This window comes from Acinetobacter sp. YH12045, from assembly GCF_013419925.1.
Lineage (GTDB): Bacteria > Pseudomonadota > Gammaproteobacteria > Pseudomonadales > Moraxellaceae > Acinetobacter > Acinetobacter amyesii.
This window is the reverse complement of the sequence record NZ_VOZE01000005.1, coordinates 161,081-186,153: the sequence shown is the minus strand read 5'-3', so window position 1 is coordinate 186,153 and position 25,073 is coordinate 161,081. Positions and strand designations below refer to the sequence as shown.

Annotated in this window: 24 protein-coding genes; 10 read left to right on the top strand and 14 right to left on the bottom strand. The window is 41.4% G+C overall.

Features of this window, described 5'->3' with window-relative positions; translation table 11 throughout:
- Nucleotide 1 precedes the first annotated feature (1 nt).
- Both FTU02_RS08905 and FTU02_RS08900 read left to right on the top strand, forming a co-directional pair.
- Nucleotides 2-301 carry a hypothetical protein gene (locus tag FTU02_RS08905; RefSeq protein WP_180156789.1) on the top strand — a complete coding sequence of 100 codons (300 nt, stop codon included), beginning with the start codon at nucleotides 2-4 and terminating at the stop codon, nucleotides 299-301.
- Nucleotides 302-443: 142 nt separating this feature from the next.
- A complete protein-coding gene (locus FTU02_RS08900) occupies nucleotides 444-743 on the top strand; it encodes a DUF3817 domain-containing protein (protein WP_078189335.1) in 300 nt (99 codons plus the stop codon).
- A gap of 79 nt (nucleotides 744-822) precedes the next feature.
- On the opposite strand, the gene FTU02_RS08895 is transcribed toward FTU02_RS08900, so the two are convergent.
- The 4 genes from FTU02_RS08895 to FTU02_RS08880 form a co-directional block, all read right to left on the bottom strand.
- A complete protein-coding gene (locus tag FTU02_RS08895) occupies nucleotides 823-2,052 on the bottom strand; it encodes an MFS transporter (RefSeq protein ID WP_078189336.1) in 1,230 nt (409 codons plus the stop codon).
- A gap of 250 nt (nucleotides 2,053-2,302) precedes the next feature.
- Nucleotides 2,303-3,184, bottom strand: a complete 882-nt coding sequence (locus FTU02_RS08890; protein WP_180156868.1) for a pirin family protein — start codon at nucleotides 3,182-3,184, stop codon at nucleotides 2,303-2,305.
- Nucleotides 3,185-3,528: 344 nt separating this feature from the next.
- Nucleotides 3,529-3,900 carry a hypothetical protein gene (locus FTU02_RS08885; protein ID WP_180156787.1) on the bottom strand — a complete coding sequence of 124 codons (372 nt, stop codon included), beginning with the start codon at nucleotides 3,898-3,900 and terminating at the stop codon, nucleotides 3,529-3,531.
- Between the two features lie 191 nt (nucleotides 3,901-4,091).
- Entirely contained in the window at nucleotides 4,092-5,501 is a 1,410-nt protein-coding gene (locus FTU02_RS08880) for an FAD-binding oxidoreductase (protein ID WP_078189543.1), read from the bottom strand.
- Nucleotides 5,502-5,874: 373 nt separating this feature from the next.
- Here FTU02_RS08880 and serA point away from each other — a divergent pair, with 373 nt between their 5' ends.
- The 3 genes from serA to FTU02_RS08865 all read left to right on the top strand — a co-directional run bounded on the left by serA (nucleotide 5,875) and on the right by FTU02_RS08865 (nucleotide 9,191).
- Nucleotides 5,875-7,107 (top strand): phosphoglycerate dehydrogenase, encoded by a 1,233-nt coding sequence (gene serA / locus FTU02_RS08875; protein WP_180021554.1) that lies wholly within the window; start codon nucleotides 5,875-5,877, stop codon nucleotides 7,105-7,107.
- A 117-nt stretch (nucleotides 7,108-7,224) separates the two neighbouring features.
- Nucleotides 7,225-8,094 (top strand): EamA family transporter, encoded by an 870-nt coding sequence (locus FTU02_RS08870; protein WP_180156786.1) that lies wholly within the window; start codon nucleotides 7,225-7,227, stop codon nucleotides 8,092-8,094.
- Nucleotides 8,095-8,312: 218 nt separating this feature from the next.
- Nucleotides 8,313-9,191: a DMT family transporter gene (locus FTU02_RS08865; protein ID WP_180021550.1), complete on the top strand. Its 879-nt coding sequence runs from the start codon at nucleotides 8,313-8,315 to the stop codon at nucleotides 9,189-9,191.
- An 82-nt stretch (nucleotides 9,192-9,273) separates the two neighbouring features.
- On the opposite strand, the gene FTU02_RS08860 is transcribed toward FTU02_RS08865, so the two are convergent.
- From FTU02_RS08860 to truB, 3 genes are all read right to left on the bottom strand, one after another.
- Nucleotides 9,274-9,735, bottom strand: coding sequence for a hemerythrin domain-containing protein (locus tag FTU02_RS08860; RefSeq protein ID WP_078192502.1), 462 nt, complete (start codon nucleotides 9,733-9,735; stop codon nucleotides 9,274-9,276).
- Nucleotides 9,736-9,870: 135 nt separating this feature from the next.
- Nucleotides 9,871-10,644: a TSUP family transporter gene (locus FTU02_RS08855; protein WP_180156784.1), complete on the bottom strand. Its 774-nt coding sequence runs from the start codon at nucleotides 10,642-10,644 to the stop codon at nucleotides 9,871-9,873.
- 24 nt (nucleotides 10,645-10,668) lie between these two features.
- On the bottom strand, nucleotides 10,669-11,577 hold the full coding sequence (truB, locus tag FTU02_RS08850) for a tRNA pseudouridine(55) synthase TruB (protein ID WP_180156782.1): 909 nt from the start codon (nucleotides 11,575-11,577) through the stop codon (nucleotides 10,669-10,671).
- 153 nt (nucleotides 11,578-11,730) lie between these two features.
- Between truB and FTU02_RS08845 the strand changes: the two genes are divergently transcribed.
- The 5 genes from FTU02_RS08845 (at nucleotide 11,731) to FTU02_RS08825 (ending at nucleotide 17,515) form a co-directional block, all read left to right on the top strand.
- Entirely contained in the window at nucleotides 11,731-12,759 is a 1,029-nt protein-coding gene (locus tag FTU02_RS08845; RefSeq protein WP_180156780.1) for a lipase secretion chaperone, read from the top strand.
- A 42-nt stretch (nucleotides 12,760-12,801) separates the two neighbouring features.
- Entirely contained in the window at nucleotides 12,802-13,782 is a 981-nt protein-coding gene (locus FTU02_RS08840; RefSeq protein WP_373684225.1) for a lipase family alpha/beta hydrolase, read from the top strand.
- Nucleotides 13,783-14,150: 368 nt separating this feature from the next.
- Nucleotides 14,151-15,161 (top strand): triacylglycerol lipase, encoded by a 1,011-nt coding sequence (locus FTU02_RS08835; RefSeq protein WP_180156776.1) that lies wholly within the window; start codon nucleotides 14,151-14,153, stop codon nucleotides 15,159-15,161.
- A 203-nt stretch (nucleotides 15,162-15,364) separates the two neighbouring features.
- Nucleotides 15,365-16,330: a triacylglycerol lipase gene (locus tag FTU02_RS08830; protein WP_180156774.1), complete on the top strand. Its 966-nt coding sequence runs from the start codon at nucleotides 15,365-15,367 to the stop codon at nucleotides 16,328-16,330.
- A gap of 225 nt (nucleotides 16,331-16,555) precedes the next feature.
- Complete coding sequence (locus tag FTU02_RS08825) at nucleotides 16,556-17,515, top strand: triacylglycerol lipase (protein ID WP_078192508.1); 960 nt, start codon at nucleotides 16,556-16,558, stop codon at nucleotides 17,513-17,515.
- A gap of 63 nt (nucleotides 17,516-17,578) precedes the next feature.
- Here FTU02_RS08825 and rplS read toward each other — a convergent pair whose 3' ends face one another.
- From rplS to FTU02_RS08790, 7 genes are all read right to left on the bottom strand, one after another.
- Entirely contained in the window at nucleotides 17,579-17,950 is a 372-nt protein-coding gene (gene rplS, locus FTU02_RS08820) for a 50S ribosomal protein L19 (RefSeq protein ID WP_078189351.1), read from the bottom strand.
- Between the two features lie 139 nt (nucleotides 17,951-18,089).
- Entirely contained in the window at nucleotides 18,090-18,830 is a 741-nt protein-coding gene (gene trmD, locus FTU02_RS08815) for a tRNA (guanosine(37)-N1)-methyltransferase TrmD (protein WP_180024307.1), read from the bottom strand.
- Between the two features lie 42 nt (nucleotides 18,831-18,872).
- Nucleotides 18,873-19,421 (bottom strand): ribosome maturation factor RimM, encoded by a 549-nt coding sequence (gene rimM / locus FTU02_RS08810; protein WP_180156771.1) that lies wholly within the window; start codon nucleotides 19,419-19,421, stop codon nucleotides 18,873-18,875.
- A 17-nt stretch (nucleotides 19,422-19,438) separates the two neighbouring features.
- On the bottom strand, nucleotides 19,439-19,696 hold the full coding sequence (gene rpsP / locus FTU02_RS08805; RefSeq protein WP_078189354.1) for a 30S ribosomal protein S16: 258 nt from the start codon (nucleotides 19,694-19,696) through the stop codon (nucleotides 19,439-19,441).
- A gap of 144 nt (nucleotides 19,697-19,840) precedes the next feature.
- A complete protein-coding gene (locus FTU02_RS08800; protein ID WP_180156769.1) occupies nucleotides 19,841-20,251 on the bottom strand; it encodes a type IV pilin protein in 411 nt (136 codons plus the stop codon).
- The gene (locus FTU02_RS16465; RefSeq protein ID WP_373684231.1) at nucleotides 20,251-20,811 is read right to left on the bottom strand and encodes a pili assembly chaperone; all 561 of its coding nucleotides are present in this window, start codon (nucleotides 20,809-20,811) and stop codon (nucleotides 20,251-20,253) included. The genes FTU02_RS08800 and FTU02_RS16465 overlap by 1 nt, the downstream gene beginning before the upstream one ends.
- A gap of 133 nt (nucleotides 20,812-20,944) precedes the next feature.
- Complete coding sequence (locus tag FTU02_RS08790; protein ID WP_180156767.1) at nucleotides 20,945-25,072, bottom strand: pilus assembly protein PilC; 4,128 nt, start codon at nucleotides 25,070-25,072, stop codon at nucleotides 20,945-20,947.
- Between the last annotated feature and the right edge of the window lies 1 nt (nucleotide 25,073).

Genomic DNA, 25,073 nt, shown 5'->3' with positions numbered 1-25,073 from the left:
CATGCCAACCCAAGAAATTGGCCTGTCTTCCAATGCAGTATTCGCGATCTATCGCCAAGCCGATGTGAAAAAACTTGCCCAAAAATATGGTATTGAACAGCATCCGATGGTTGCCAATATGCCGTTTTTCCGTGGTGAAAAAATCCTACGTACGGAAGCTGAAACGGATGATCTGCATGCCATCAATCACAAACTAAGCCTGTCTGAAATGACCGGAAAAAGCCCGATGATTTTACTCGGCTGTAACTATGAATTTGATCAGGGTTCGATTGAAGATGCCTTAACGGATCTAGAAGGTTAATCCGAGCAGACGACTCAGAATTAACTTTAAATACATCAACTTAGACTCAATATGCGGATCAATTATTTCAACGGGAATGCTTCGTTCCTGCAGTGCTTTCAGGTACACTCAAGGCTGAAATCACTTTGAATTTAGACTTCGCATGAATATCAAGACCTTACGCTTTGTGGGCCTACTCGAAGGCATCTCCTTTTTATTATTGTTGTTCATTGCTATGCCAATGAAGTACCTGATGGATAATCCAATATTGGTCAAATACGTCGGTATGGGACATGGCGTCTTGTTTATTGCCTTCTTGGTGGTGCTATTTGTGGTCTGTGAAAAGCAAAAATGGTCACTCAGCGTATTTCTAATGGGCCTGATTGCATCGATTTTGCCTTTTGGTCCGTTTATTTTCGATCGCAAATTAAAAAATGCAGAACAACCTGCAACATCAAATTAAGACGGTATACAGCAAATAAAAAAGCCCAATGTTGTTCTACACAGCATTGGGCTTTTTCTATGATGGCATGAACTCGAATTTAAAATTCACCCGTCAATTTACGTTGTCGCATAATATCTCGCACCACCAAGCGTGGTAGGCTGAACCACAAGATAATGAGGGTAAAGCCTGCCAAACTATAGGCCCAAAGGCCAAAGTTTTCATACAGCACGCGCACGATTTCAATCACGGCAAAGAACGTCAGCATCATGATCACAGACACTGCCGCAGCCACAGTGCCCTTCGACATTTCAGACGACATTAAGGCAAATCGATAGAGCACAGAAAAGCTAATCCCTTCACCAAAACTGACCAAACTCATGCCGAGAATGAGAAAGGTCAGAAAATAACTTTCAGTCATCGTCCCAATCACCACGAGGCTCGTCCCGAGTAACATCAGCGGTAGCCCGATCATCACAGACTGACCTAATGGCAGTTTGTCGATGATTTTAATCAGGACAATATTACCGAGGATCAGACCGCCCAAAACAGGAAACTGTGCCATGCCATATTGCATGCTACTCAGTCCTAGCTGCTCCACCAATATCACCGGAGATAGCGCAATCCACAGCATCAGTGGCATTGCCACCATCGGTAGACCCAGTGTCAGTGCCAAAAAGCGTTTATTTTTTAACACCTGTTTAAAGTCATCGATAATATAGCCCACCGGTTGCTTTGGAATGCTGATGTGCTGAGTCGGCATCTTGGCTTTTAAACCAAACCAACTCAAAAAAGATAGAAATGCGATTCCAATAAAGCCCCAATGCCATGACACGTGATCAATCATAAAGGCACCGAGGACGGGACCGATCAGTGGCGCCAGTAGTGAAATATTCGCCATGATCGCCATGACTTTGATGGCATCACGCTCTTCAAAGGTCTCCTGAACAGCGGCATAGCCCACGGCAGAAATGACCGATAAACCAAAACCTTGTAAAAAACGCAAAGTTAAAAAGCTTTCGATATTATGTGTGAGCAATATCGCTAAACAGCATAAGCTAAAGAACGCTACACCACCCAATAGGACTTTTTTACGGCCTAATCGGTCTGACAATGGCCCTAATATTGCAGCGACACAAGCACCTCCCAATAAGTAAAATGACATCGACGAGGGTGCCCATGCACTACTCACACCAAACTCTTGGGTAATCGCAAGCATGGCGGGTTGCACTAAGTCGTTGCCGATATAGACAGAAAATTCAAATAAAACCAGTGCCAAGGGAAACATTAAGGTGGCACGACTTAATTTTGTGGTTTGTACGTTTTGCATTGTTATCTACATATCAAATGTGTGCTGTCGAGCTTGAAATGACAAATAGGGAGAGACACTTCAGCCCAATGACGAGCACTGTAATATTAATTTTAAAAATGAATTTGCGGCGTATCCGCCATATGTGCGTCGTATTCACAAGACGCTAGATAGAGATAAAATGAACTTCAACGAACCGATCTGTCGGTTTGAGTCCGACTATTTTAACAGTGTTTGCTGGCGTTGTATTGGTCTTTTTAAACTACCGCTTTTATGGTTTTTCATTGTCTGCTTTTTGGATAAAGCGACCTTGTTTTAGGTCTTCATAGGCTTGCATGACTTCTGCAAAATGATTCATCACAAAATAACCTCGCCCATAGATGGGTTCATTTAAAGGCTGCGCCGATAAATACAACATGTGGCTATCTTCAACTGCCGTCAATTCGACATTTTCACCTCGGCTCGACATGACTGCCATATGCTGTGCATTTAATAGTTCATCCGTTTCATTAAATTTCAGTTTGCCTGAGCGTAAATATACCAGCGTGGTATCCCCTTCCTGTGCAGGCAGGGTGATGCTTTGATTGGCTCTGACAAAGACATCAAATACTTGCATAGGCGTATGTGTTTCTGCGGGGCCGTGGGCCGTTAAATATTGCCCTGCAATGACCCGTACATAACCTGCATCTTGGGCTAAATCGACCTTTGGAATACTGGCTTTGGTTAAGCTCTGATAGCGTGCAGGATTCATTTTATCTTTAGCAGGTAAATTGACCCACAATTGCAATATTTCAAATGCTCCGCCCCGCTGTGCAAAGGCTTGGCTAAAGACTTCTTCAAGTTGAATACCTGAAGCAGCAGTCATCCACTGTACATCTCCCTCACCAATGACTCCACCGCCGCCAGTCGTATCATGATGTTCAAGTTCACCTTTAAACACCAATGTGACGGTTTCAAAGCCTCGATGTGGGTGCTCTAACACGCCTTTTTTCAGTTTGGTTGGTTTCAGCACCCCAGGCCCTAAATGGTCGAGCAGTAAAAAAGGCGAGACCGTATTTCCCAATTCATAATGGGAAAATACTGATGTGACCGGAGCAAAGTCACCAATGGGTGAACCTGAGTCATTGACGTGGATGAAGGCTAGGGTTTTCATCATAAATTTGAAATCTGATCATGATTTGAATTCGGTTTTATATTATTAAAAACTATACGAACTCACGAGAAAATTTTTAGGATTGAATATTCTATGTTTAGGATGAAAATTAAGATACGCGGAAACTCATCCGCAACTGTCCGAGTCAGGACACATTCAATATGTAAAGTTTCTGCGACCTACACAATTGAAGATGGTATTTGACGAGTTTTGCGGATGAAAGATGGTTTTGCTACTTTTGCCGAAACAAAAGTAGATACGAGCTCCAATCATCGAATTTAAAATGAAAGGACCCCGTCATGCTGAATATTTAATAAGAAATTTAGACCTTAACTTTTTATAATTTAAGGACACTTCGCCGATTGGAAAGTCTTGGTATTTTTACCACGTTGGCACTTATATTCCTTCTGCGTATTTACACGCTGCCAGTCACCATCCACCAATCTAAAACTATAAATGGTACGAACCGATTTCACCGAATCATCCATTAAACCCGTTTCAGTCACTTTCACCTGCCCCGCATTTGGCGACTCAACACGGTTAAAGTACTGACGAATTTCCACAGTCGACAGCTCTTTACGCAAATCAGGACGTTCTTTTAATACCTGATCGAGTGGCGTAGCAGAAGAACCGACTTTAGACACAATTTTCTGCGTTGTCGCACAACCCGCCAACATCCCCACACACAATGCAGACACAGCAATTAAACGATACATAGAACCAACTCAAATTTATTATTCAGACCTATCATGCCGAACATTTGTCCAAAACACTATTTAAGCAATGTAAAAGAAGTACCCCATTCCAAAAATCAATGTGTAGTCTCTCATCCATGCACGGCAAAAAAGGCGTTTTATAGCCATAAAAAAACGCATCCGAAGATGCGTTCTAGTACGTCTTTAAAAAATTAAAGATCGAACAATTTACCTGGGTTCATAATTGCATTTGGATCGAATACTTTTTTCAATGCTTTCATATATTCGATTTCTTCAGCTGAACGTGTGTAATCGAGATAAGGCTTTTTGGTCATACCCACGCCATGTTCTGCTGAAATTGAACCGTCATATTTTTTCACAGTCTCAAATACATATTTATTCACCACTTGGCATTTTGCAAAGAATTCATCTTTACTTAAATCCGCAGGTTTCAAAATATTTAAGTGCAAGTTACCGTCACCAATATGACCGAACCAGCAAATTTCAAAGTCTGGGTAATTCGCTTCCACAATTGCATCAATTTCTTTAATAAATGCAGGCACATGTGTAATCAGAACTGAGATGTCATTTTTGTATGGAGTGAACGGTGCGATTGACTCTGAAATGTCTTCACGTAAACGCCATAAGCTATGTACTTGGTCTAAGCTTTGGCTCATCACGCCATCCAGTACCCAGCCTTGTTCCATGCAATGTTCAAAGATTTCCATTGCCGCATCCATGATCGGTTCAAATGGTGCTTCAAACTCAAGTAAAACATAGAACGGACATGGTGTTTCAAATGGACGTTGTACATGACCATTGTCCAATACTTTTTGCATTGCAAGCTCACCAAAGAACTCAAATGCAGTCAGGTCGATTTTCTTTTGGAAGGCATGTAGAACAGGCATAATCGCATCAAAATCAGGCACACCGAGAACCAACACTTGTAAGTCATGGGGTTGACGTTCAAGTTTGATTTCAGCTTCAGTCACTAAACCTAGCGTACCTTCACCACCAATAAATAAGTGTTGAAGTGCATAACCAGTCGCATTTTTGATCATGCCTTTGTTCAAGCGCAGGATGTCACCTTTACCAGTAACCACAGTCATGCCCAACACCCAGTTACGAGTCATGCCGTATTTAATCACTTTAATACCACCCGCATTGGTACCAATGTTGCCGCCAATTTGTGATGAACCAGATGATGCAAAATCGACTGGGTAATACATACCTTGTTCTTCAGCATAATTCTGAAGTTGTTCAGTCACCACGCCTGCTTGTACGCGTACCATCCGGTCAGCTGGGAAGAATTCCAAGATTTGGTTCATCTTGTCCATGCTCACCACGATTTCACCGTTAGCAGCCACAGCACCCGCAGATAAACCTGTACGACCGCCACTTGGGGTAATCGCAACATTAAATTGGTTAGCAAGTTTTACAATTTGTTGAACCTGCTCTGTGCTTGAAGGGAAAACGACGACCGACGGGTTTGGATCGAAGTGCTTAGTATGGTCACGACCCCAATTTTGGAGACTATCCGCATCGGTTTTAATTCGGCTTTCGCCAACAATAGCGGTCAATTGGGTCAATAACTCTGGGGTTAAAGCGACTGGAGCATTCATCGTTTTCAGACCTTGCAAGAAGTAAACAAGTTTTTTTAAAGGTTCAGACTTCATTCAGTCAAAACTGCGGTAACGCATATTTCAAGAGAAAAAGCCTGAAACAGAGCGCATCAAAATGTCAGGGAATTGGTCATGATGATTTTGAGCGGCACCATTATAAGCTATAACTGGGCTTTTTTTGACAAAACCCAAAGAAAAACGTGATTTCAAAATGTCACGAGGAATATGACCAAGTTAATTAGACCAAATCTAAAAAATATTGACTCATCATTCGCCAAAATAGCCATGACGTCGGTCATAAAGGAAATGTATATCGGGCGACTTCCTATGCTATTATATGCGCACTAAATTTGGCCTTTGTAGCGGAGCCGTAATGAGCCAACATCTTTCTTTACCTAAAGATAAAATTCGTTTCTTGTTGTTAGAAGGCGTTCACCAAAACGCAATCGACACTCTAAATGCTGCTGGATACACCAACATTGACTACCGTAAAACTGCGCTTGAGGGTGAAGCGTTGAAAGAAGCGGTTAAAGATGCTCACTTCATTGGTATTCGTTCACGTACTCAATTAACTGAAGAAGTTTTTGAAGCGGCGAACAAACTGATTGCTGTGGGTTGTTTCTGTATCGGTACAAACCAAGTGAACTTAAATGCTGCAATGATTCGCGGTATTCCAGTATTTAACGCACCATACTCAAATACGCGTTCAGTTGCTGAACTAGTACTTGCTGAAGCGATTCTATTACTTCGTGGTGTTCCTGCAAAATCTGCTTCAACTCACCGTGGTGGTTGGAACAAGTCTGCAGTTGGTTCATTTGAAACTCGTGGTAAAACTTTAGGTATTGTTGGTTACGGTTCGATTGGCTCGCAACTTTCTGTACTTGCTGAAAGTTTAGGTATGCACGTAATTTATTACGATGCTGTAACTAAACTTCCAATGGGTAATGCACGTCAAGTCGGTTCTATGGGTGAACTTCTTGCCAATGCAGACGTGGTTTCTTTACACGTTCCTGACGTTCCATCTACACGTAACTTCTTCGGTAAAGAGCAATTTGCTCAAATGAAAGAAGGCGCAATCTTCCTCAATGCTGCACGTGGTACATGTGTAATCATTGAGGATCTTGCTGATGCAATCAAATCTGGTCACATTGCAGGTGCTGCGGTTGACGTATTCCCGAAAGAACCAAAAGCAAACGGTGAAGAATTTGTTTCTCCACTTCGTGGCTTAGACAACGTGATTTTAACCCCTCACGTTGGTGGTTCTACGATGGAAGCGCAAGCGAACATCGGTCTTGAAGTTGCTGAAAAATTCGTTGCTTACTCTGATAAAGGTATGACTTTATCTGCAGTGAACTTCCCAGAAATCGCGTTACCGTTGACTGAAGGTAAACACCGTTTACTTCACATCCACAAAAACGTGCCTGGCGTTCTTTCAAAAATCAACAACTTGTTTGCTGAACACGGTATCAACATCTCTGGTCAGTCTTTAATGACTAAAGGTGATGTGGGTTATCTTGTGATGGACGTTGATGCAACTGCATCTAAAGAAGCTTTGGATACTCTTCACGAAGTGGAAGGTACCATCCGCGTTCGCGTATTGTTCTAATTTAATTAGACACTGAAGCCACAGCCTTCGGGCTGTGGTTTTTTTATTGTTATAAAATTTTAAAATCTGGCTAGTGCCACTCTCCCGCTCTTCGAGTCATCGAAACAAATTTAGTTTATGCCAAATTTTAAAGTTGCACCGGCTGTCCAAGCACCGCTGATCTTGCTTATTGCCATGATCAGCATGCAAAGCAGCGGTTCATTTGCCAAATATCTTTTCGGTCAATTTCCCATACTGACCGTCTCGGCCATGCGTTTAATGCTAGGCGCTTTGATTTTGGCGATTATTTTTAAAATTTGGCAAATCAATTTTAAACAAGTCAAATTGTCGTCTATCCTCAGCTATGGCTGTGCCTTAGCAGGGATGAATGTATTATTTTACTTGTCGATTGATCGCCTGCCTCTCGGCATTGCCGTGTCTTTTGAATTTATTGGTCCGCTCAGTGTCGCACTATTTGCTGCACGCAGAAAATTTGACTTTATTTGGGTCGGACTGGCTATTTTAGGCCTTATCCTACTTTTTCCTTTTGACCAAGCTGCACAACGACTTGATCCCTTGGGCATTGCCCTCGCCCTTGGCGCAGGTGCGTGTTGGGCACTCTATATCGTGGCTGGTCAAAAACCGTCAGGGGTCTCAGGCAATCATACCGTTTGCTTAGGCATGTTCGTCGGCATGTGTGTTTTGATGCCCATCGCACTCTTTGCAGGTATGCCGGCACAGGCGTTTGAGCCAAGTAGTCTGCTGTATTTTATTGCACTTGCGACCCTAGCCAGTGCTTTACCTTTTACTCTAGAAATGATTGCGCTACGTAACATGACTGCGCTGAGTTTCGGTACACTCATGAGTTTGGAACCCGCTGTTGCCGCTCTCTCGGGTTTTATCTTTTTGCATGAACAATTGTTATGGACACAATGGTTGGCATTGGCAGTGATTATCAGTGCTTCGATTGGCTGTACTTATACCACGCAAAAGGCCAAATCAATTTAAATTCAAACCGCCTTAATCTTTTGAAAATATCTCCATTTTTTATTTTGAATTTAAAAATGGTGGCGATTTAAAGACGATTTTTTATATTCAATTTTTTTAAATTCAAAACCTGCAAATTGCATTTCTGCCTCTGAAAAGTCATCAATAATTCAATATTAACCGCTATACTGTACTGACTCAAAAATAGGGCTCAACACCGCCCAACAACTGTGTGCCGCATGCCAAATTCACAACTTCTCGCTGTTGTTTTCATGGTGCTCTCCATGATTTCCTATCAGATCAGTGCATCATTCGCCAAACAATTATTTTTGGTGCTTGATCCACTCAGTGTGACCATTTTACGACTCTGTTTTGCTTCAATTATTATTTGTTTAATGTTTCGTTCATGGCACATTTTAAAACGACTGTCGTTTTTAAAATGGCGTGATCTGCTCTGCTATAGCGCAGCACTGTGCCTCATGAATGTCTTGTTCTATATGTCACTGGGCAAACTCCCTCAAGGCATTGCCGTAGGACTCGAGTTTATTGGGCCGCTAGGTTTGGCACTGCTGTCGATTAAAAATCGTAGTGACTATATTTGGGTGTTTTTGGCGATCTTAGGGATTGCGTTGATGGTACCTTGGGGGCAAGCTCAAAGTGGTAATTTCTCAATATTTGGAGCAGCTTGTGCCTTAACTGCGGGGCTATGTTGGGCATTCTATATTTACTTTGGACAAAAAGTGGTACACCAAAATATTGGTATGCATGCACTGACCATCGCCATTAGTTTATCGGCATTGACCTTATTACCCATCGGCCTCTATAACAACGCATCAGCTTTATTGGATACGCAATATTGGCCTAAAGCCTTGTTGATTGCGATTTTAGCTACAGCCATACCTTATGCCCTTGACCTCAAAGCGTTGAAGATTCTTAGCAAACTGAGTTATGGCACATTGTCGAGTATCTCACCTGCTTTGGCAGCCATTACGGGTATGGTGGTATTGGGGGAACGCATTAATATAGGGCAATGGCTTGCTTTGGTGTGTATTATGCTTGCCTCGGTCGGGGTGACAATGCGCTCCTCTCGCACTACAACGACTAGCGGATCAAACTAATTTTCATCTTTATCGCTGAAATAAAAAGACGGCCTCTGCCGTCTTTTTTAATTTGGAATTTGTCCTCAAAACTCACTAATATTTATCCCGTCAAACTGTCTTTATCCGCCTTCTTGTATTTTTTATATTCTGCCAAATATTGTTTGGCTAAACTTTCCTTTTGTTTTTCATCTAAGATTTTACCCGCTTGCTGAAAAAAGCCATGTTCTTCTTCCTGCAAATGATGATGTACCGTTTCAGATAACTTTTTCGCAATTGCCAACCAACCTGGATTACTAAATTCAGTTTCCGTCAGTTGCTCTAATAATTCATCCATCTCATGATGTTCCGCCAATGCATGACGGGTGATGTTTAAGCCCGAATCAGTCATCATTAACGGGATGTAAAAATAACGATCTTCGCCAACAGCATGAGCAAATAACTCATTTTTGAGCAGCTCAAATAAATCTCGACGCTCAGGTGTATCCCCTGATGTTTGAATGAGTTTTTCAGCAAGTTCACGTTGCTTTTCATGACTTTGGCGTAAAGCTTCAAATATATTCATTGTAGTGATGACCTCTGATGCTTAGCTAATTGTGTATTATGAAATTTAATTATTATCCACAACTCAAACGAGTCGCTTATTTTCATACTAATCATTTCAGCGACAGAATTCAGCAACGCTCTGTTAAGATTTGTTTTAAGCTTGTCCCGTAAAGGTTTGATAACCCAACCGTACAATCAAAATACTCACCAAAATCAAAAATAGAATTCGAATAAAACCACTGCCGTATTTAATCGCCGCACGTACACCAACGATCGAGCCTAAAATATTTGCTATAGCCATCATCAAGCCTATCGCAAATAACACATGGCCAGTGGGCGCAAAGAAACTCAGTGCAGCTAGATTTGTGGTTAAGTTGGCGACTTTTGACAAAGCAGAGGCATGTAAAAAGTCTGCTTGTAGATAACGAATAAAAAAGAAAATAAAGAAACTGCCCGTACCCGGCCCAAAGATGCCGTCATAAAAGCCAATCACCAGACTACCAATAGCGGCAAGACCGAGGATTTTAGGAGTCAGTTCTTGGCGTACATGCACTTGACCAAATTGTTTTTTGGCAAAGGTATAAATCGCAATCACGATCAACATGACCAAAACGAAAGGACGTAAGACTTCTTTTGGAATCATTGATACACAGGCTGCTCCCACAAAGGAGGCAACAAATGCACAGCTTGCAATGACCGCAAGTAATTTCCAACGGAGTTTGACTTGGCGTAAAAAAGAATAGGAAGCTGACGCTGTACCAAAAATCGAAGACAACTTATTGGTGCCAAACACCGTCGCCGGAGATAAGTGCGGCATGGCATTCATAATGGCTGGAATTTGAATTAATCCTCCGCCCCCCACTGCTGCATCAATTGCACCGGAAAAAAATGCAAAAAATAAGAGGCTTAAAATAATTTCAAAGTCCATAAGAAGTCTTCAATGCTGTATCAGCTACTCTAGATTTAACACACGCTTAGGCACCAAACGTTTACGGTCTGTAATTTCAGCCAGCCCTAAACAACGCTCACCATCAAATACCAAAACCTGCGCTTCCGCAGCATGCTCAATATTACTTTGCATTCCACGACTAAAATATTCAGCTCGACCTTCCGGCGCTTGCACTTTGCAGAAATGATCGACAGGCGAATACACCGGCAGCAATAATGCTTCACGCTCAGCTTCGGTCAGACTCTCTAAATATTCAATAGTGTAAGTTGGATTGAGATCAAAATGCCCTGTTTGCGTACGGTGTAGATAGGTCAAATGTCCAAAAGTACCCAATGCTTTGGCAATATCTTCGCCTAAAACACGAATATACGTGCCTTTGGAACAGGTGATGTCGAGTGTAATACTATTCTCATTAAATGATAATAACTCGATGGCATAAATCGAAATTGGACGTGCTTCACGCTCTATTTCTATGCCTTTACGCGCCAACTCGTACAGCGGGCGACCTTCTTTTTTCAGCGCAGAATACATCGGTGGAATTTGTTGAATATCTCCCACGAACTGTGCCAACACCTGCTGAATCGTGGCTTCCGTCAAAACAGGTACGGCTTGTTCCATCAGTACCTCACCTTCCACATCACCCGTCGTGGTGCTGTGTCCTAAAAAGACCGTGGTTTGATAACGCTTGGTCGAGTCGAGCAAGAAATGTGAAAATTTCGTCGCTTCACCCAAACAAATCGGCAATAAACCTGAAGCCAGCGGATCAAGCGCACCGGTATGCCCTGCTTTTTGAGCACGAAATAGCCAACGAACCTTCTGTAAGGCTGCATTCGAGCTAATACCTAATGGCTTATTCAAAAGAAATACACCATGTACAGGACGACGTTGGATCTTAGGAGAGGCTTTTTTCATGTCAAAATTTGGCTAATACAGGAACAGCGCAATGGTAACAACCCACCTCTAACGTTTACAACTCTTCTATGTTTTTATCTGCGTTTTATGTCATATTGAGTTCGCATTTAGAACTCTAAAACAATTAAAAACGGAATAAAGGTGCATTGGGATATGCAAAAAAATAAACTTTGGCTCATCATTGCCTTGGTCGTTATCGCTGTTGCTGCATTTATATTTTGGCTGGCGCCAAAAGCATCACAAAATGATCCTTCAGATCAATCGATTCAACAACAAAATACGCCTTTAGCTCAGGGCGAAAGCTCTACAGCACAAGCAACAAGCGGTTCTTCACTGCTCAGTCCAAGTCAACAAGACACGGAAGTTAACTGTCAAATCAGTATGGATGGTTCAAACCGTCTGATCGTGAACGAACAAACGCGGAATTGTTTTGAATATTTCATCACTCAATATGGTGAAAAGTCGATCGATCAAATCAAAAAGGATTTTAAAGCCTACATTGCACAAGGTCATAAAGAACCGGCGCTGTCCCAAATTTATGATTTGTGGGATCGCTATATGAAATATCGTGAACAATTAGGTCATTTACAGCCACCGAGTGACGACAAAGAATCACCTCAATATTATCGCTCGATCTATAGCAGCACCCAGAATTTAAGAAAACAGTTCTTTTCTGATTATGAAATTGAAGGTTTATTTGGCAAGGAAAATACCTATCACGAATACACGCTGAAACGTATGGAAGTGGTGAATGACAAAAAACTTTCTGAGTCGGAAAAAGCCAAAAAACTAAAAGCCCTGTTTGATGAACTCCCAGAAGATTGGAAAGAAAATCTGGAACAAATCAATAAACTTGAAGATTTACGCAAACTCACAGCAGACATTAAAGCCCGTGGTGGTTCAAGCGAAGAAATCCATCAAATGCGGTTAAATTTAGTGGGTCCAGAAGCTACTCAGCGCCTTGAAAATCTAGACAGCCAGCGCAGCTCTTGGAAATCAAGCGTAAATCAGTACCTCACAGAGCGTGACAGCATTATGAAAAGCAATATGAGTGACAGTGCTAAACAACAAGCGGTGCAGCAACTCCGTAATCAACATTTTAAATCGAAGGAAGATCAGCTCCGCGTCAGTACCTTTGAATCTGTGCATGATCAAGGTGGAAAATTACCTTTCGCAGAATAACTGCAAACAACAATTTAAAAACAACTTCAATTTCAGGATGAAATGATGAAAAAACCACAAGCTCTTTTATGCGCAATCATCGCTGCATCAGCAGTGATCGCCAGCACACAATCCCAAGCGGCGGCAGGACTCCAACATGTCACCGCCAACAGCTCGGCAAACTATGCCAAGACCAAATATCCGATTGTGTTTACCCATGGTATGTTCGGGTTTACTCGCATTGGTTTTGACAGCTTTGGCATGGATTATTTTTATCAAATTTTGCCAGATTTAGCTCGTAATGGGGCCAATACCTTTGCTGCCCAAGTTTCTCCGCTAGAGTCGACAGAAGTCCGTGGTGAGCAATTGCTCTCTCAAGTCGAAGAAGTTCTTGCTCTGACCGGCCAACCCAAAGTGAACCTCATTGGTCATTCACATGGTGGACCGACAACTCGCTATATTGCAGCGATCAAACCTGAATATGTAGCTTCGGTGACTGGGGTTGCAGGCACTTATCGTGGCTCTCTAGTCGCAGATAAAATCCAAGCAAATAAAACCATTAACTCAGTCTTTGGGGTCCTTGGCGATCAACTCTTAGCACCGATTATTACTTGGGCTGAAGGCAACTCGAGTCTACCCAACAGTGTTGATGCATCACTTACCGCGATCAGTGAAAAAGGTTCTGCTGAATTTAATGCAAAATTTCCAACTGCAGCACTGGCAGCGAACTGCAACGAGTCGGGTGCCAAAGTCGACAATGGCGTGTATTACTACTCATGGACGGGTACAGCGCAAGCCACGAATGTATTAGATGTATTAGATACAGTGATTAGTCAACTTGCCCCTTTGGCCTATGGAAATCGTGACAATGACGGTTTGGTTGGCCGCTGTAGCACCCACATCGGACAAGTGATCCGTGATGACTACAATCACAACCACTTAGATGAAGTGAATATGGTCTTTGGTCTACGCAGCCTATTTTCACCTGACCCAGTTGCGCTCTACCGCCAACATGCCAATCGTTTAAAATTACAGGGACTGTAACTTCAAAAGTTGGTTCCCTTTCAGCACTGAACAGGACGTCTTTGGACGTCCTTTTTTTGTTTACAATGTTTTTATTTGTAAGTATTAAACAAACTAATTCAATAAGTTATTAAATCATAACAACTAAAATAAACGATCAAAATAAAAGACAGATGTATATAAATATACATGTCATCTGAATGCACCCCATGTCCTAAAATGACATGGAATTTCAAACCGAGCATGAAAAAATGACAAGGCATCTTTGTCTATTCAAACTCTCTAAAATCAAAGATATGGCCTGGCCAATCACAAAGATGTTGCTTAAAAACAGAGAGTATTTTCATTATTAAAAAGTAATAAAAACAACATCAGATCAAGGAACATTTATGCGATCTTTAGTAAACACGGCCAAGATGGCCTCTGTAGCTGCAGTTGCAGGCTTAGCGATGAGTATATCGGCAAGCACTCAAGCTGCGCCTAGTGTCCTCCAGGTAAAGGAAACGGCAAAATCTGACTACGCAAAAACCAAATATCCAATTTTAATGGTACATGGTTGGCTCGGTTGGTCACGTATCGGCACCGACACCATTGGACTGGATTATTGGTACCAAATCTTGCCAGATATGGCACGAAATGGCTCAACCGTATTTGCAGCGCAATTATCTCCTGCAAATACCACAGCACATCGTGGCGAGCAGTTAATTGCACAAGTTGAAGATGTTTTGGCTATTACAGGGAAGCCAAAACTTAACTTAATCGGTCACTCTCATGGCGGCCCAACTGTATTGTATGTTGCTCAAACGAAACCACAGTACATTGCGTCTATTACAGGTGTTGCAGGCACCTATCACGGCTCTAAAGTCGCAGATGATATTCAAGGCAACTCACTTTCTCGTACTGCCTTCAATATTTTAGGTGATTATATTGTCGGTCCATTGATTGCTTTGGGTCAGGCAAAACCTGAGCTTGAAATTGATTTCGATGCCTCTATGAAATCATTATCACAAACAGGTTCTGCTGCATTTAACAGTACGGTTGCAAAATCTGCTGTAGCTGACGGTGTTTTGGCATATTCAGAAAATTGCAGCAAAAACTTAAAGCAAGTCGACAGCAAAGGCATTCAGTACTATTCATGGACTGGTGTTGCGCAAACCACAAATCTACTTGATATCGATACGATCCTGATGCAACTCGGACCATTGTCTTACGGCAATAAAGACAATGACGGTATGGTTGCACGTTGTAGTGCTTATATCGGTAAAGTCATTAACGATAGCTACAAACTTAACCATACCGATTTAGCCAATATGATGTTTGGCTTAACAGGGCTATTTGCACAAGATCCTGTGGCGCTGTACCGTCAACATGCAAACCGTTTAAAACTGCAAGGACTTTAATTCTTATCGTTGAAATTTAAATGCAATAAGGGGGCTTCGGCCCTCTTATTTACTTTTATAGATCTGAAAAATTCATGATCGTTTATTTTGTTACATTTAGCGTCACAGTTAATCTCTTTCAATTTGCAACAGGTGGTCTTTATTGCTTTATTAGAAATGACAATAAATATTGTCATAAAACAATAATACATTGAGGATCGCTCATGAAATACGGATCATTTTTAGCAGGTTTAATTGCAGCTACATTCATCGGTAATGTATCTGCATCGCAAGCAACCCAAGTCACTGCCAAAGCTAGTTCCAGCTATGCAAAGACCAAATATCCAATCGTATTCAACCACGGTATGGGTGGTTTCATTACCGTTGGTACGGACTCATTTGGACTCGACTATTGGTATCAAATCCTTCCTGATCTTGCCCGAAATGGTGCAAATGTTTGGGCAACTCGCGTATCGCCTTTTAACTCTACCGAAGTGCGTGGCGAACAGCTTCTACAACAAGTTCTTGAAATCCAAGCACTCACAGGTGCGGATAAAGTGAATTTAATTGGACATAGTCATGGTGGACCAACGATTCGTTATGTTGCCGGTGTTCGCCCAGATGTCGTGGCTTCATTAACCAGTGTTGCAGGACCTCATCAAGGCTCCCCTGTTGCAGACTTAATTTTAAAAGCTGAAGGCACCGCTGTCGAAGCACCCTTGGTTGGAGCTGTGAATTTTGTCTCTAAAGCCATCGTTTGGGCGCAAGGTCTAGATCCAACGACTTATCCTCATGACGCATTGGCAGGTGGTTCAAGTTTAACGCTAGCGGGTTCTGCAAAGTATAATGCCGCATTCCCTCTGGGCTTGCCTAAATCCAATTGTGCTGATGGCAATAGCGTGGAAAAAGGCATTTACAACTATTCATTTACAGGCATTGGCCAAATCACCAATATTTTAGATTTAGACTCAGCACTAAAAGTGACCGCATTACTGATCGATGGCGGAAAAGACAATGATGGCCTCGTATCACGCTGTAGTGCCAAATTTGGTAAAACCATTCGTAATAACTACAACTGGAACCATTTAGATGAAGTCAACCAAGTGCTTGGTCTCAAAGCGTTGTTCGCACCAGATCCTGTCGACGTTTATCGTCAACATGCCAATCGTTTAAAACTTCAAGGTTTATAATTTAGTAAAGCTATATATTAAACCCTGTAAATTCAGGGTTTAATGATATTTTCATTAATCAATGTACAAAATATCTTTCATTCTGTCGATTAGTTCTCACATTTTACTTTCCTTTTCTTATAATCCTTAATGACAATAAAAATTGTCAAATAGACGCGTTTGTCTATTTCCAAACTGAACTGAATCGCAGTTTAAAAACCAAAACAAAAAGAAAGGAATGAAAAAATGAAAGGAAAATTGCTCTGCGCCACGCTCCTTGCAAGTATGGCAGTGACCCAAACGCATGCTGCATTGGGTATACAGCAAGCGACCACTAAAAAAGTCATCGACAATTATGCTGAAACACAATACCCCCTAGTGTTTGTACACGGGATGTTTGGTTTTAATCGCTTAGGCGGTGCCGTTTTTGGTCTAGATTATTGGTATCAAGTTCTCCCCGATTTGGCAAGCCACAAGGCTACGGCCTTTGCGACACAAATCTCCCCGTTGGAGTCCATTGAAGTTCGCGGTGAACAACTGTTAGACCAAGTTGAACAAGTAGTTGCCATTACTGGCAAACCCAAAGTGAATTTAATTGGTCACTCACATGGTGGCCCTACGGCTCGATATATTGCTGGCGTACGACCTGATTTGGTTGCCTCTGTCAGTACAGTCGCAGGCACTAATGACGGTTCACCTGTGGCGGATTTAGTACAGAGCGTACCGATTTTAAATGGCGTATTAGCGACTGTTATGGATGCATTAATGACCCCAGTGATTAACTTCGCCCAGCAGTCCAATCTGCCTTCAAATTTTAAAGCTTCGATCTACAGTATGTCTCAACCGGGTGTGAAAGCCTTTAATGCAAAATTTCCACTCGGTATGCCTGCAACTAAATGTGCTGATGGCCCAAGTGTTGCCAATGGCATTAGCTTCTATTCATGGACAGGTATTTCTAACACCACCAACTTACTTGATCCAGATACGATCTTTACCGCAATGGGGCCAATTGCATTTAGCGGACAACCGAACGACGGCTTAGTGAGCCAATGCAGCAGTAAATTAGGTAAAACCGTCCGTGATAATTACAAGTGGAACCATTTCGATGAAGTCAATCAAGTATTGGGCTTGAAGGGACTATTTGCACCAGACCCTGTTTCAGTCTACCGTCAACATGCCAATCGTTTGAAACTTCAAGGTTTATAACTTTCTTTCATGCATAAAAAAATGCGCCTAAAGGCGCATTTTTTTACAGCGTTGTAAAACAAATTATTTTGCTTTACGAGCTGGTAATTTTTCACGAATACGTGCAGCTTTACCAGACAATTCACGTAGGTAGTAAAGTTTAGCACGACGAACGTCACCACGACGTTTCACTTCGATACCAGCAACGATTGGTGAGTGAGTTTGGAATACACGCTCAACACCGAAACCGCTAGAAATTTTACGTACTGTGAACGCAGAGTTCAAACCACGGTTTTTCTTAGCAATTACAACACCTTCAAATGCCTGAAGACGTTCACGCTCACCTTCTTTTACTTTTACTTGAACAACTACTGTGTCACCAGGAGCAAAAGCAGGGATGTCTTGTTTCAACTGTGCATTTTCAACAGCTTGTACTAAAGGATGTTTACCGCTCATGGGGTATCTCCAATTATGCGAGTTAGAAGAGGTCTAATCATCGCTGGGGCTAGAGGCTAAAGCGCATAGACCCGATTGACTTTCCCTTTATGCTTGACCGCTTCAATGCATAAAGAGCCTAATATAAGATTTAAAAAATTTAAACCTGGGAATCTTTTAGCCATTTCTTTTGCTGCTTGGTCAATTCAACTTTTTCAACCAACTCAGGTCGGCGTTCTAAAGTGCGTTGATATCGCTGCAAAAACCGCCACTTCTCAATATTGGCATGATGTCCCGATTTTAATACTTCAGGAACATCTAAACCTTCAAAATGGTCTGGCTTGGTATATTGTGGGCAATCTAAAAGACCATCCACAAATGAGTCTTGCACATGTGATTGCTCATCAGACATTGCACCCGGAAGTCTCCGAATCACACTATCCAATAAAACCATCGCAGGAAGTTCACCACCAGATAAAACGTAATCGCCTATTGACCATTCCTGATCAACATATTGTTGGATCAAACGCTCATCTACACCTTCATAACGACCACACAATACAATCAATCCATCATATTTGACGAAATCTTGTACCGCAGGTTCATTTAAGGTTTTTCCTTGCGGCGACATATACACCACAGGGACATGAACAGCACCCGCTTGCTTGGCAAGCTCTTTGGCACGATGAATTGCTTTCGCTAATGGCTCAGCCATCATCACCATACCTGGACCACCACCAAATGGACGTTCATCCACTCTTTTGTAGTTGCCCTCAGCAAATTCGCGTGGATTGATACAATGAACTTGCACAATGTCACGTTTTGCTGCGCGCCCGCTAATACCGTAGGCTGTAATCGCTTCAAACATTTCAGGAAAAAGCGTAATGACTGCAAAAAACATCGCAGACTCCTCTATTTTCCTGCTGCGTCAATCCTTAAAGGATTAATAATCTACGCCCCAATTTACGTAGATACGACCAGCTTCGAGATCAACACGCTGTACTACATCTTTATGCCATGGAATCATTCGCTCTTCGCTATCGACACTGTCAGCAGTAGCGCGAACTACCATCACGTCGTTAGCACCTGTTTCAAACAATTCGTGGATTTGACCGAGGTTGACTTCTTGTTCATCTTCTCCAAGACCTAACACTGTTAAGCCCTTCAAATCTGACCAGTAATACTCGTCCACGCCTGCTTGAGGCAGTTGCGATTTAGAAATCCAGATATTTGCGCCAACCAAGTTATCTGCTGCGGTACGATCACTCACACCTTTTAGCGAAACAACCAAGCCTTTGCCATGTGGTTTCCAACGTTTTACATCTACTGTTTGCCAACCTGCTTTGGTATCAATGTACCAAGGGAGGTAGTCAAAAATATTGCTCATAGGTTCTGTATTGGAATAGACCCAGAGCCACCCATTTAATCCATATGCTGAACGTAGCTGTCCAATCTGAATACGATCTTCGGGAACATTCTGTGTTGGTGTCATGGGCAACCTACTACTAATTAAGCAGTAGCTGCAGCTTTCTTAGCTTCAGCAGCTAAAGAAGCAACACGTTCTGAAGGTTGAGCACCTTGTGAAACCCAGTGAGCAAAACGGTCAGCATCTAAACGAAGTTTTTCTGCTTTACCTTGAGCTGTAGGGTTGAAGAAACCGATACGTTCGATGAAACGACCGTCACGTGCATTACGGCTATCAGTCACAATGATTTGATAGAACGGACGTTTTTTAGCACCACCGCGTGCAAGACGAATAACAACCATGATAGAACCTTATAGTTTTTACGGATTATCCCTGTACCGACCATCGATACATTTCAAACCCCTTTCATAGAGGGCAATATTTTACGTGAAATTTGCCCTGAATGAAAGATCAAAAAGTGTTTATCCACAATTTTGAATTTGAGGTTATTTACCGTCCCATGGTTCACAAGCACCAGAAGTTTTTTCCCAACATTGTTTGCCTGTGCTATCTAACGTTAAGTTACCTGTACTTTTCATAGCGCTAGTACTTTTAGGGGCCGCTGTGAGTGTCCAAGTTTGATCCCCAGCATCTAAATCTATAGAGTACAGTGCATCATGGCTTGGGAAATCTACTGTAGTATTTGAACCATCTATCGTTGCGGACGAATAATTATGGTTGATGACATAATAGCTCTGCATTTTTTGTGCAATTTGCATCATTTCTGCTTGTGCATCAGCACGTTTAGTTCTCTGTACATAGTTTTGATATGAGGGATAAGCAATTGCTGCAAGAATTGCAATAATAACCACAACAATCATTAGCTCAATTAATGTAAATCCTTTCACACTCTTCATTACCATGACTCACTATTATCTTCATCACCACAGTCTACGAATGTTGTCACAACATTTTTTACTTTGGTCATACAGCGAAGGCCTGCATTAGTTAAAAGCAAATCATAATTACGTGGCTGTTTAGGCTCAGTGCCGTCTTTAGCACGTTCCACAGAAATAGCCCAACTCAATCCATTAACGCTTTCAGAATCAGTTGTTTCTGCACCTTCACTATTTTTTTCAATTGTCAAAGGTTTATGGTCAGTACCACCATCAACTAAGGTAATGATATATTTAACATCTGAGCCACTCGCCCCTAATGGCAATGATAATTTCCCTGTAGCTTTATCATAATAGCTTTCACTGGTAGAGTTTCCATCGGAATCAGTACCTTGATAACCATATAAGTATGTTGCATCAAAACCTTTATAACTAAAATTTTTAGATTTAAAGCGCTCAAGCTCTCCTGCCAGACGCAATGCTTCCTGGCGAGCGACAGCAAGATCTTTACGTTCTATATATTGACTGTAACTTGGGATCGCAATTGCTGCCACAATTGCAACAACAACAACCACGACCATCAGTTCAATTAATGTAAAACCTTTTACCTTTTTAAATTTTGCTACCGAATTTAACTGTGCATCTGAAGAAGAAACAGCCAGCTCAGTAACATACGTTCGTATTAAACTAGAAAAAAAGTTCATCTCTTTACTCCTAGCGTGTTTCATACCAACGCAATTGTCTTAAATTTGCTGTCGTACTAAACAATTGACATTCAGGTAAGTTTTTATTTGCAGTAGCATCACAATCCACACTATCCGGACGAGTTACTACTAAGCCAGTATTATTTTTATTGTTGTTATGACCCAATCCAAGGCCAGAACCTAAAATACCAGCACCTATTTTAGCTTTATTCGGCTCACCAGAGGTTGTTGTTGCAAACGGACATTTACCTGTTGGTAAGCAGAACTGATACACATAGGAATCACCTTTAACACCAGCACCACAATTACCACCAATACCCGTACCATCGCGATGGAATACGTTTACATATAGCATGCTATCCAGTGCATAAAGTTCATTCATGCCTTTATACACACCTGCCTTGTCAGAATAAGTATACTTCCAACCATCGTTATCGGAGACAGGAACACCGTCATCCATTACATCATTTAACGATTCTAAGGCTATATTATTCGTTACAAGTGTCAATTCACCATATAGTGCTGGTTTAGCAACATCTTTGTCGTAAACAACAAATACACCATCATCTGCACTAACCGTTGAACCATTCTGATTTGTACCTGCAGCACCTACTAAAGGCTTACTTCTATTCCCAGAGCTAAAAGCAACAGCGGCAATATAACCATCATTACTTTCATGAATAGAAACACTTGGCATTTCGTAGAAACGTGGGCTTGCTCCTCCAGTTTTATACTCACTAAATAAGCGAACAACACGTTTAGCAAAGTTAGCTTTTTTAGCATTTTCATCTGTACCCGTTGCAAGATTATTTAAATCAACACGGAAGCCTTGCCCTGCTAAATCCCCAAAATAAAGATTATCCACTAAACCATCATTATCACGATCGACTGCATTAATCTGACTCACAACACTGTATTTCATATTGATATTTGCGTCGCTCGCATCGGTGAATGCTTGAGCTCCTAAGGCTTTTGTAGCATTTGCACTTGTCCACCACAGTAAATCACCAGTATCTGCATCAAACATGTAAACACCAGCACCACCACCTTTGGTTGTAGTTTGATTGTAATCAGCGGCTTCATAACCTCCGTCATAACCACCACCTACAAACATCACTGGACGTTTTTCCCCCCCAAAGTTTACATAAGCCAGCGTCGGTTTAGACCAACTTTGCCCCATGTAATCTAGCGCTTCTATAGACACTGTTGAGCCAGATTTATAAATTTTTGAGTCAGTTAATTTTGGATCAATATGGAATTTCAAGCTCGGCGTATCTAAGTTAGTAAGATCCAATGCATAGTAACTGTTACCGCCCATGCGCAGACCACCATATACCCATTGTAAGCCTTTGAGTGCTAAATCTTTGTCTGTCCCACCATCACTTATTTTATCCGATGCTTGTACTGTTAATGAACCATCCTCTTTTGAAACATATTGAGTATACGCAGTCCATGGTGCATCAATCCCATAAAACAAATTAGCAGATCCGCCAGTGGTCGAATTCTCAGCTAAAAATGCATCTCGCTGTCTTTCCATCATCTCATGAGGAGCAAATGCAAATTTTTCTTTACCTGTTTTCACATCTACAATATGTAAAAGCCCTTGTGAGCTGCCAAAAAGTAAATAATCATCACGATCTGTTGTATCTAACGCGCCTGTTGCAACATCAACTTTAATTGCACCACGTTGGGTAAGCAATATTGGTGTTGAGTGCATTACTGTACCAAACTGACGAAGTTCAGCAGCAGAAGATAAACTATCTAAGGTAATCCCCGTTGCATCAGCAGCAACGTTGTAACCCAATAAATTCAACCAATAATTTTTTTGCGGATCATTAACAAAAGAAGCATTCGCACCTGTTCCAAACAATGCATTTACATTTAATTCTTTTAAAGAATTTGTTTCAGTTGCAGTATATGGCGTCGTCGAACTAATTGTCCTATTTGTAAAAATAGTGCGTCGAACATAAGTTTTATTATCAGAATTAAGTGCAGTACCTAAAGCCAATTGACCAAGCACACCACCACTCCAAAGACCATTGGCATTTGAGTTAAGTGAACCATCGTCTTTAATCAATTTAATAGTGTTGGAACTATTATACAGTTCACCATTATAGACATTGTATTTATTAAGATTACCCATCCACAAACGATATTGCGCCTGAGGCTTTGGTGTAAAAGACGCATAATAACCATAAGGTTGAATCGTTAATGGATTTAAAGCATCTTGAGGTAATGTAGGTGAACCTGTTGCAATGGGTTCAAAATCAGGTGTTACATTCGTAACGAATTTTTTAATACTATTTTTAATATCGGCTGAGTTTTCAGCATAATAAAATCCACCATCACCATAAGCTGAACTACCCCATAAGCAGGCATTTTTAGCATCTTCATTTGGCGCACTTGCACAATTATATGTGCCATCTGCATTCTTAGTTAAACCAGCAAATGAAGCACCAAAACCAACAACTGCAGTTTTAATATTCATATCAGCAGGGTTCTTTTGCGTATTTGATGTTGCAGTTCTATTACGCATTTTTTTGGCATATTCACCAATATATTCCCAACCACCAGTTTCACCAGCAAATAAATCAGACTTTAACGTCGGTGAAACTAAAACGCCTGTACCAGATGGCTTTGCCGAAAATTTATAAGTATCAGTTAATGATCGATTTAAAATTGTTCGCGCCATGTCATCTTTCGTCGAGTTTGGTGCACCATCTGTTAAGAAATAAATCCCATTCCCATCACAACTATTCGTTGAACCGCCAGCAATATAATTACTGCTATTTTTCGATTCAGGCACTGAATATGCAAAACCACCAACATTATTATCACTAGTTCCATCTAGTGAAAAAGGATTAGTACGATACGATACCAAACCATTGATACTATCTGGATACCCCCAAACAGTACCAACAACTGGTTCAATATCCATTGGTTCTGTAGGTACTTTCACCCAACCATCAAAACGCCAACCAACAGGAAGTTTTTTATACGCATCCCATAACGATGACATTCCTCCACCAACTGCGGTTCTAAAATTATTAAAGTTAACAGTACACCAGTTCTGGTTGGGAGCATTTGCCCTCGTACATGTACCATCATAAGGCTTATAAATAGTTGTACCTTGAACTGTCTTATCATTATTATTCCATTCAGGCCAGTCACTTGGACACTGTTTCACAGTTGCACCTAATGCTGTGGTTGTCCCACCCCCAGAAGTCGCACAAAGGAAATAAACCTGTTCCGAGCCTTTTTGCTTCAACATATAGCCATCATAAATATAGCTAACTTTTGTTGATGTTGTAGCAACACCTGTATTTGTCCCCATCATATAGGCAGCAGCTTCTGCATAAGCGTGTGCTGTTGGCGTACCGCTGGCTGCCTTAATTATATCTGGATAGGTTTGACTGGATATTTTTAAATTACTATTTGGAGTTCCATCTTCATTTGTTGATGTATCAATGGATTTAATTGCTGCTAAAGCTTGAGCTATTTTTATACGCTGCGCTGTTGTCAACGGAGCATTTGGCACAACAATCCGACCGGAATGACCATCGACTAATTTTGTAGGTACATTACCAATAGTCAACTCTGTTCTAGATGAAAACTGGCCTAGCCCCATAATCACACTATCAGACAATCCTGTTGTTGGACTTTCTGCCAACAGTGGTAAAATTGCATCCTTGAGGCGAGATAGTCGATCGTATTGAGTTACACCGCCACTAGTACATCCGCGAACGTAGTAAGTTATGGTAGTTGTACCAATTGTCACTGATTTTTGGATTGATGTTCTATTAGTTGCAGTATCCCTTAAATTATAGGCCCACTCCTTAAAATTGACCGCCGTGGAGTCCTTATAATCATTTTTAAATTCTTTTACATCAACTTGCGCACACAACGAGCTATCCACATCACCTGGACTACCATAGCTATTATTTTTGGGCAATACTAGAGAACTTATACCCATACTGCCCGATGTATCCAACATTAATAAAATAGAAGTTTTACCACCAGTTGTGCTGCTATAAATATCAATATCACTCGCTTGAGTTGCGACACTTTGACATAACACCAATGTCATCACCATTGATACCGAAGCCGAAAGTATATTTTTTTGATATAACTTTTTCATC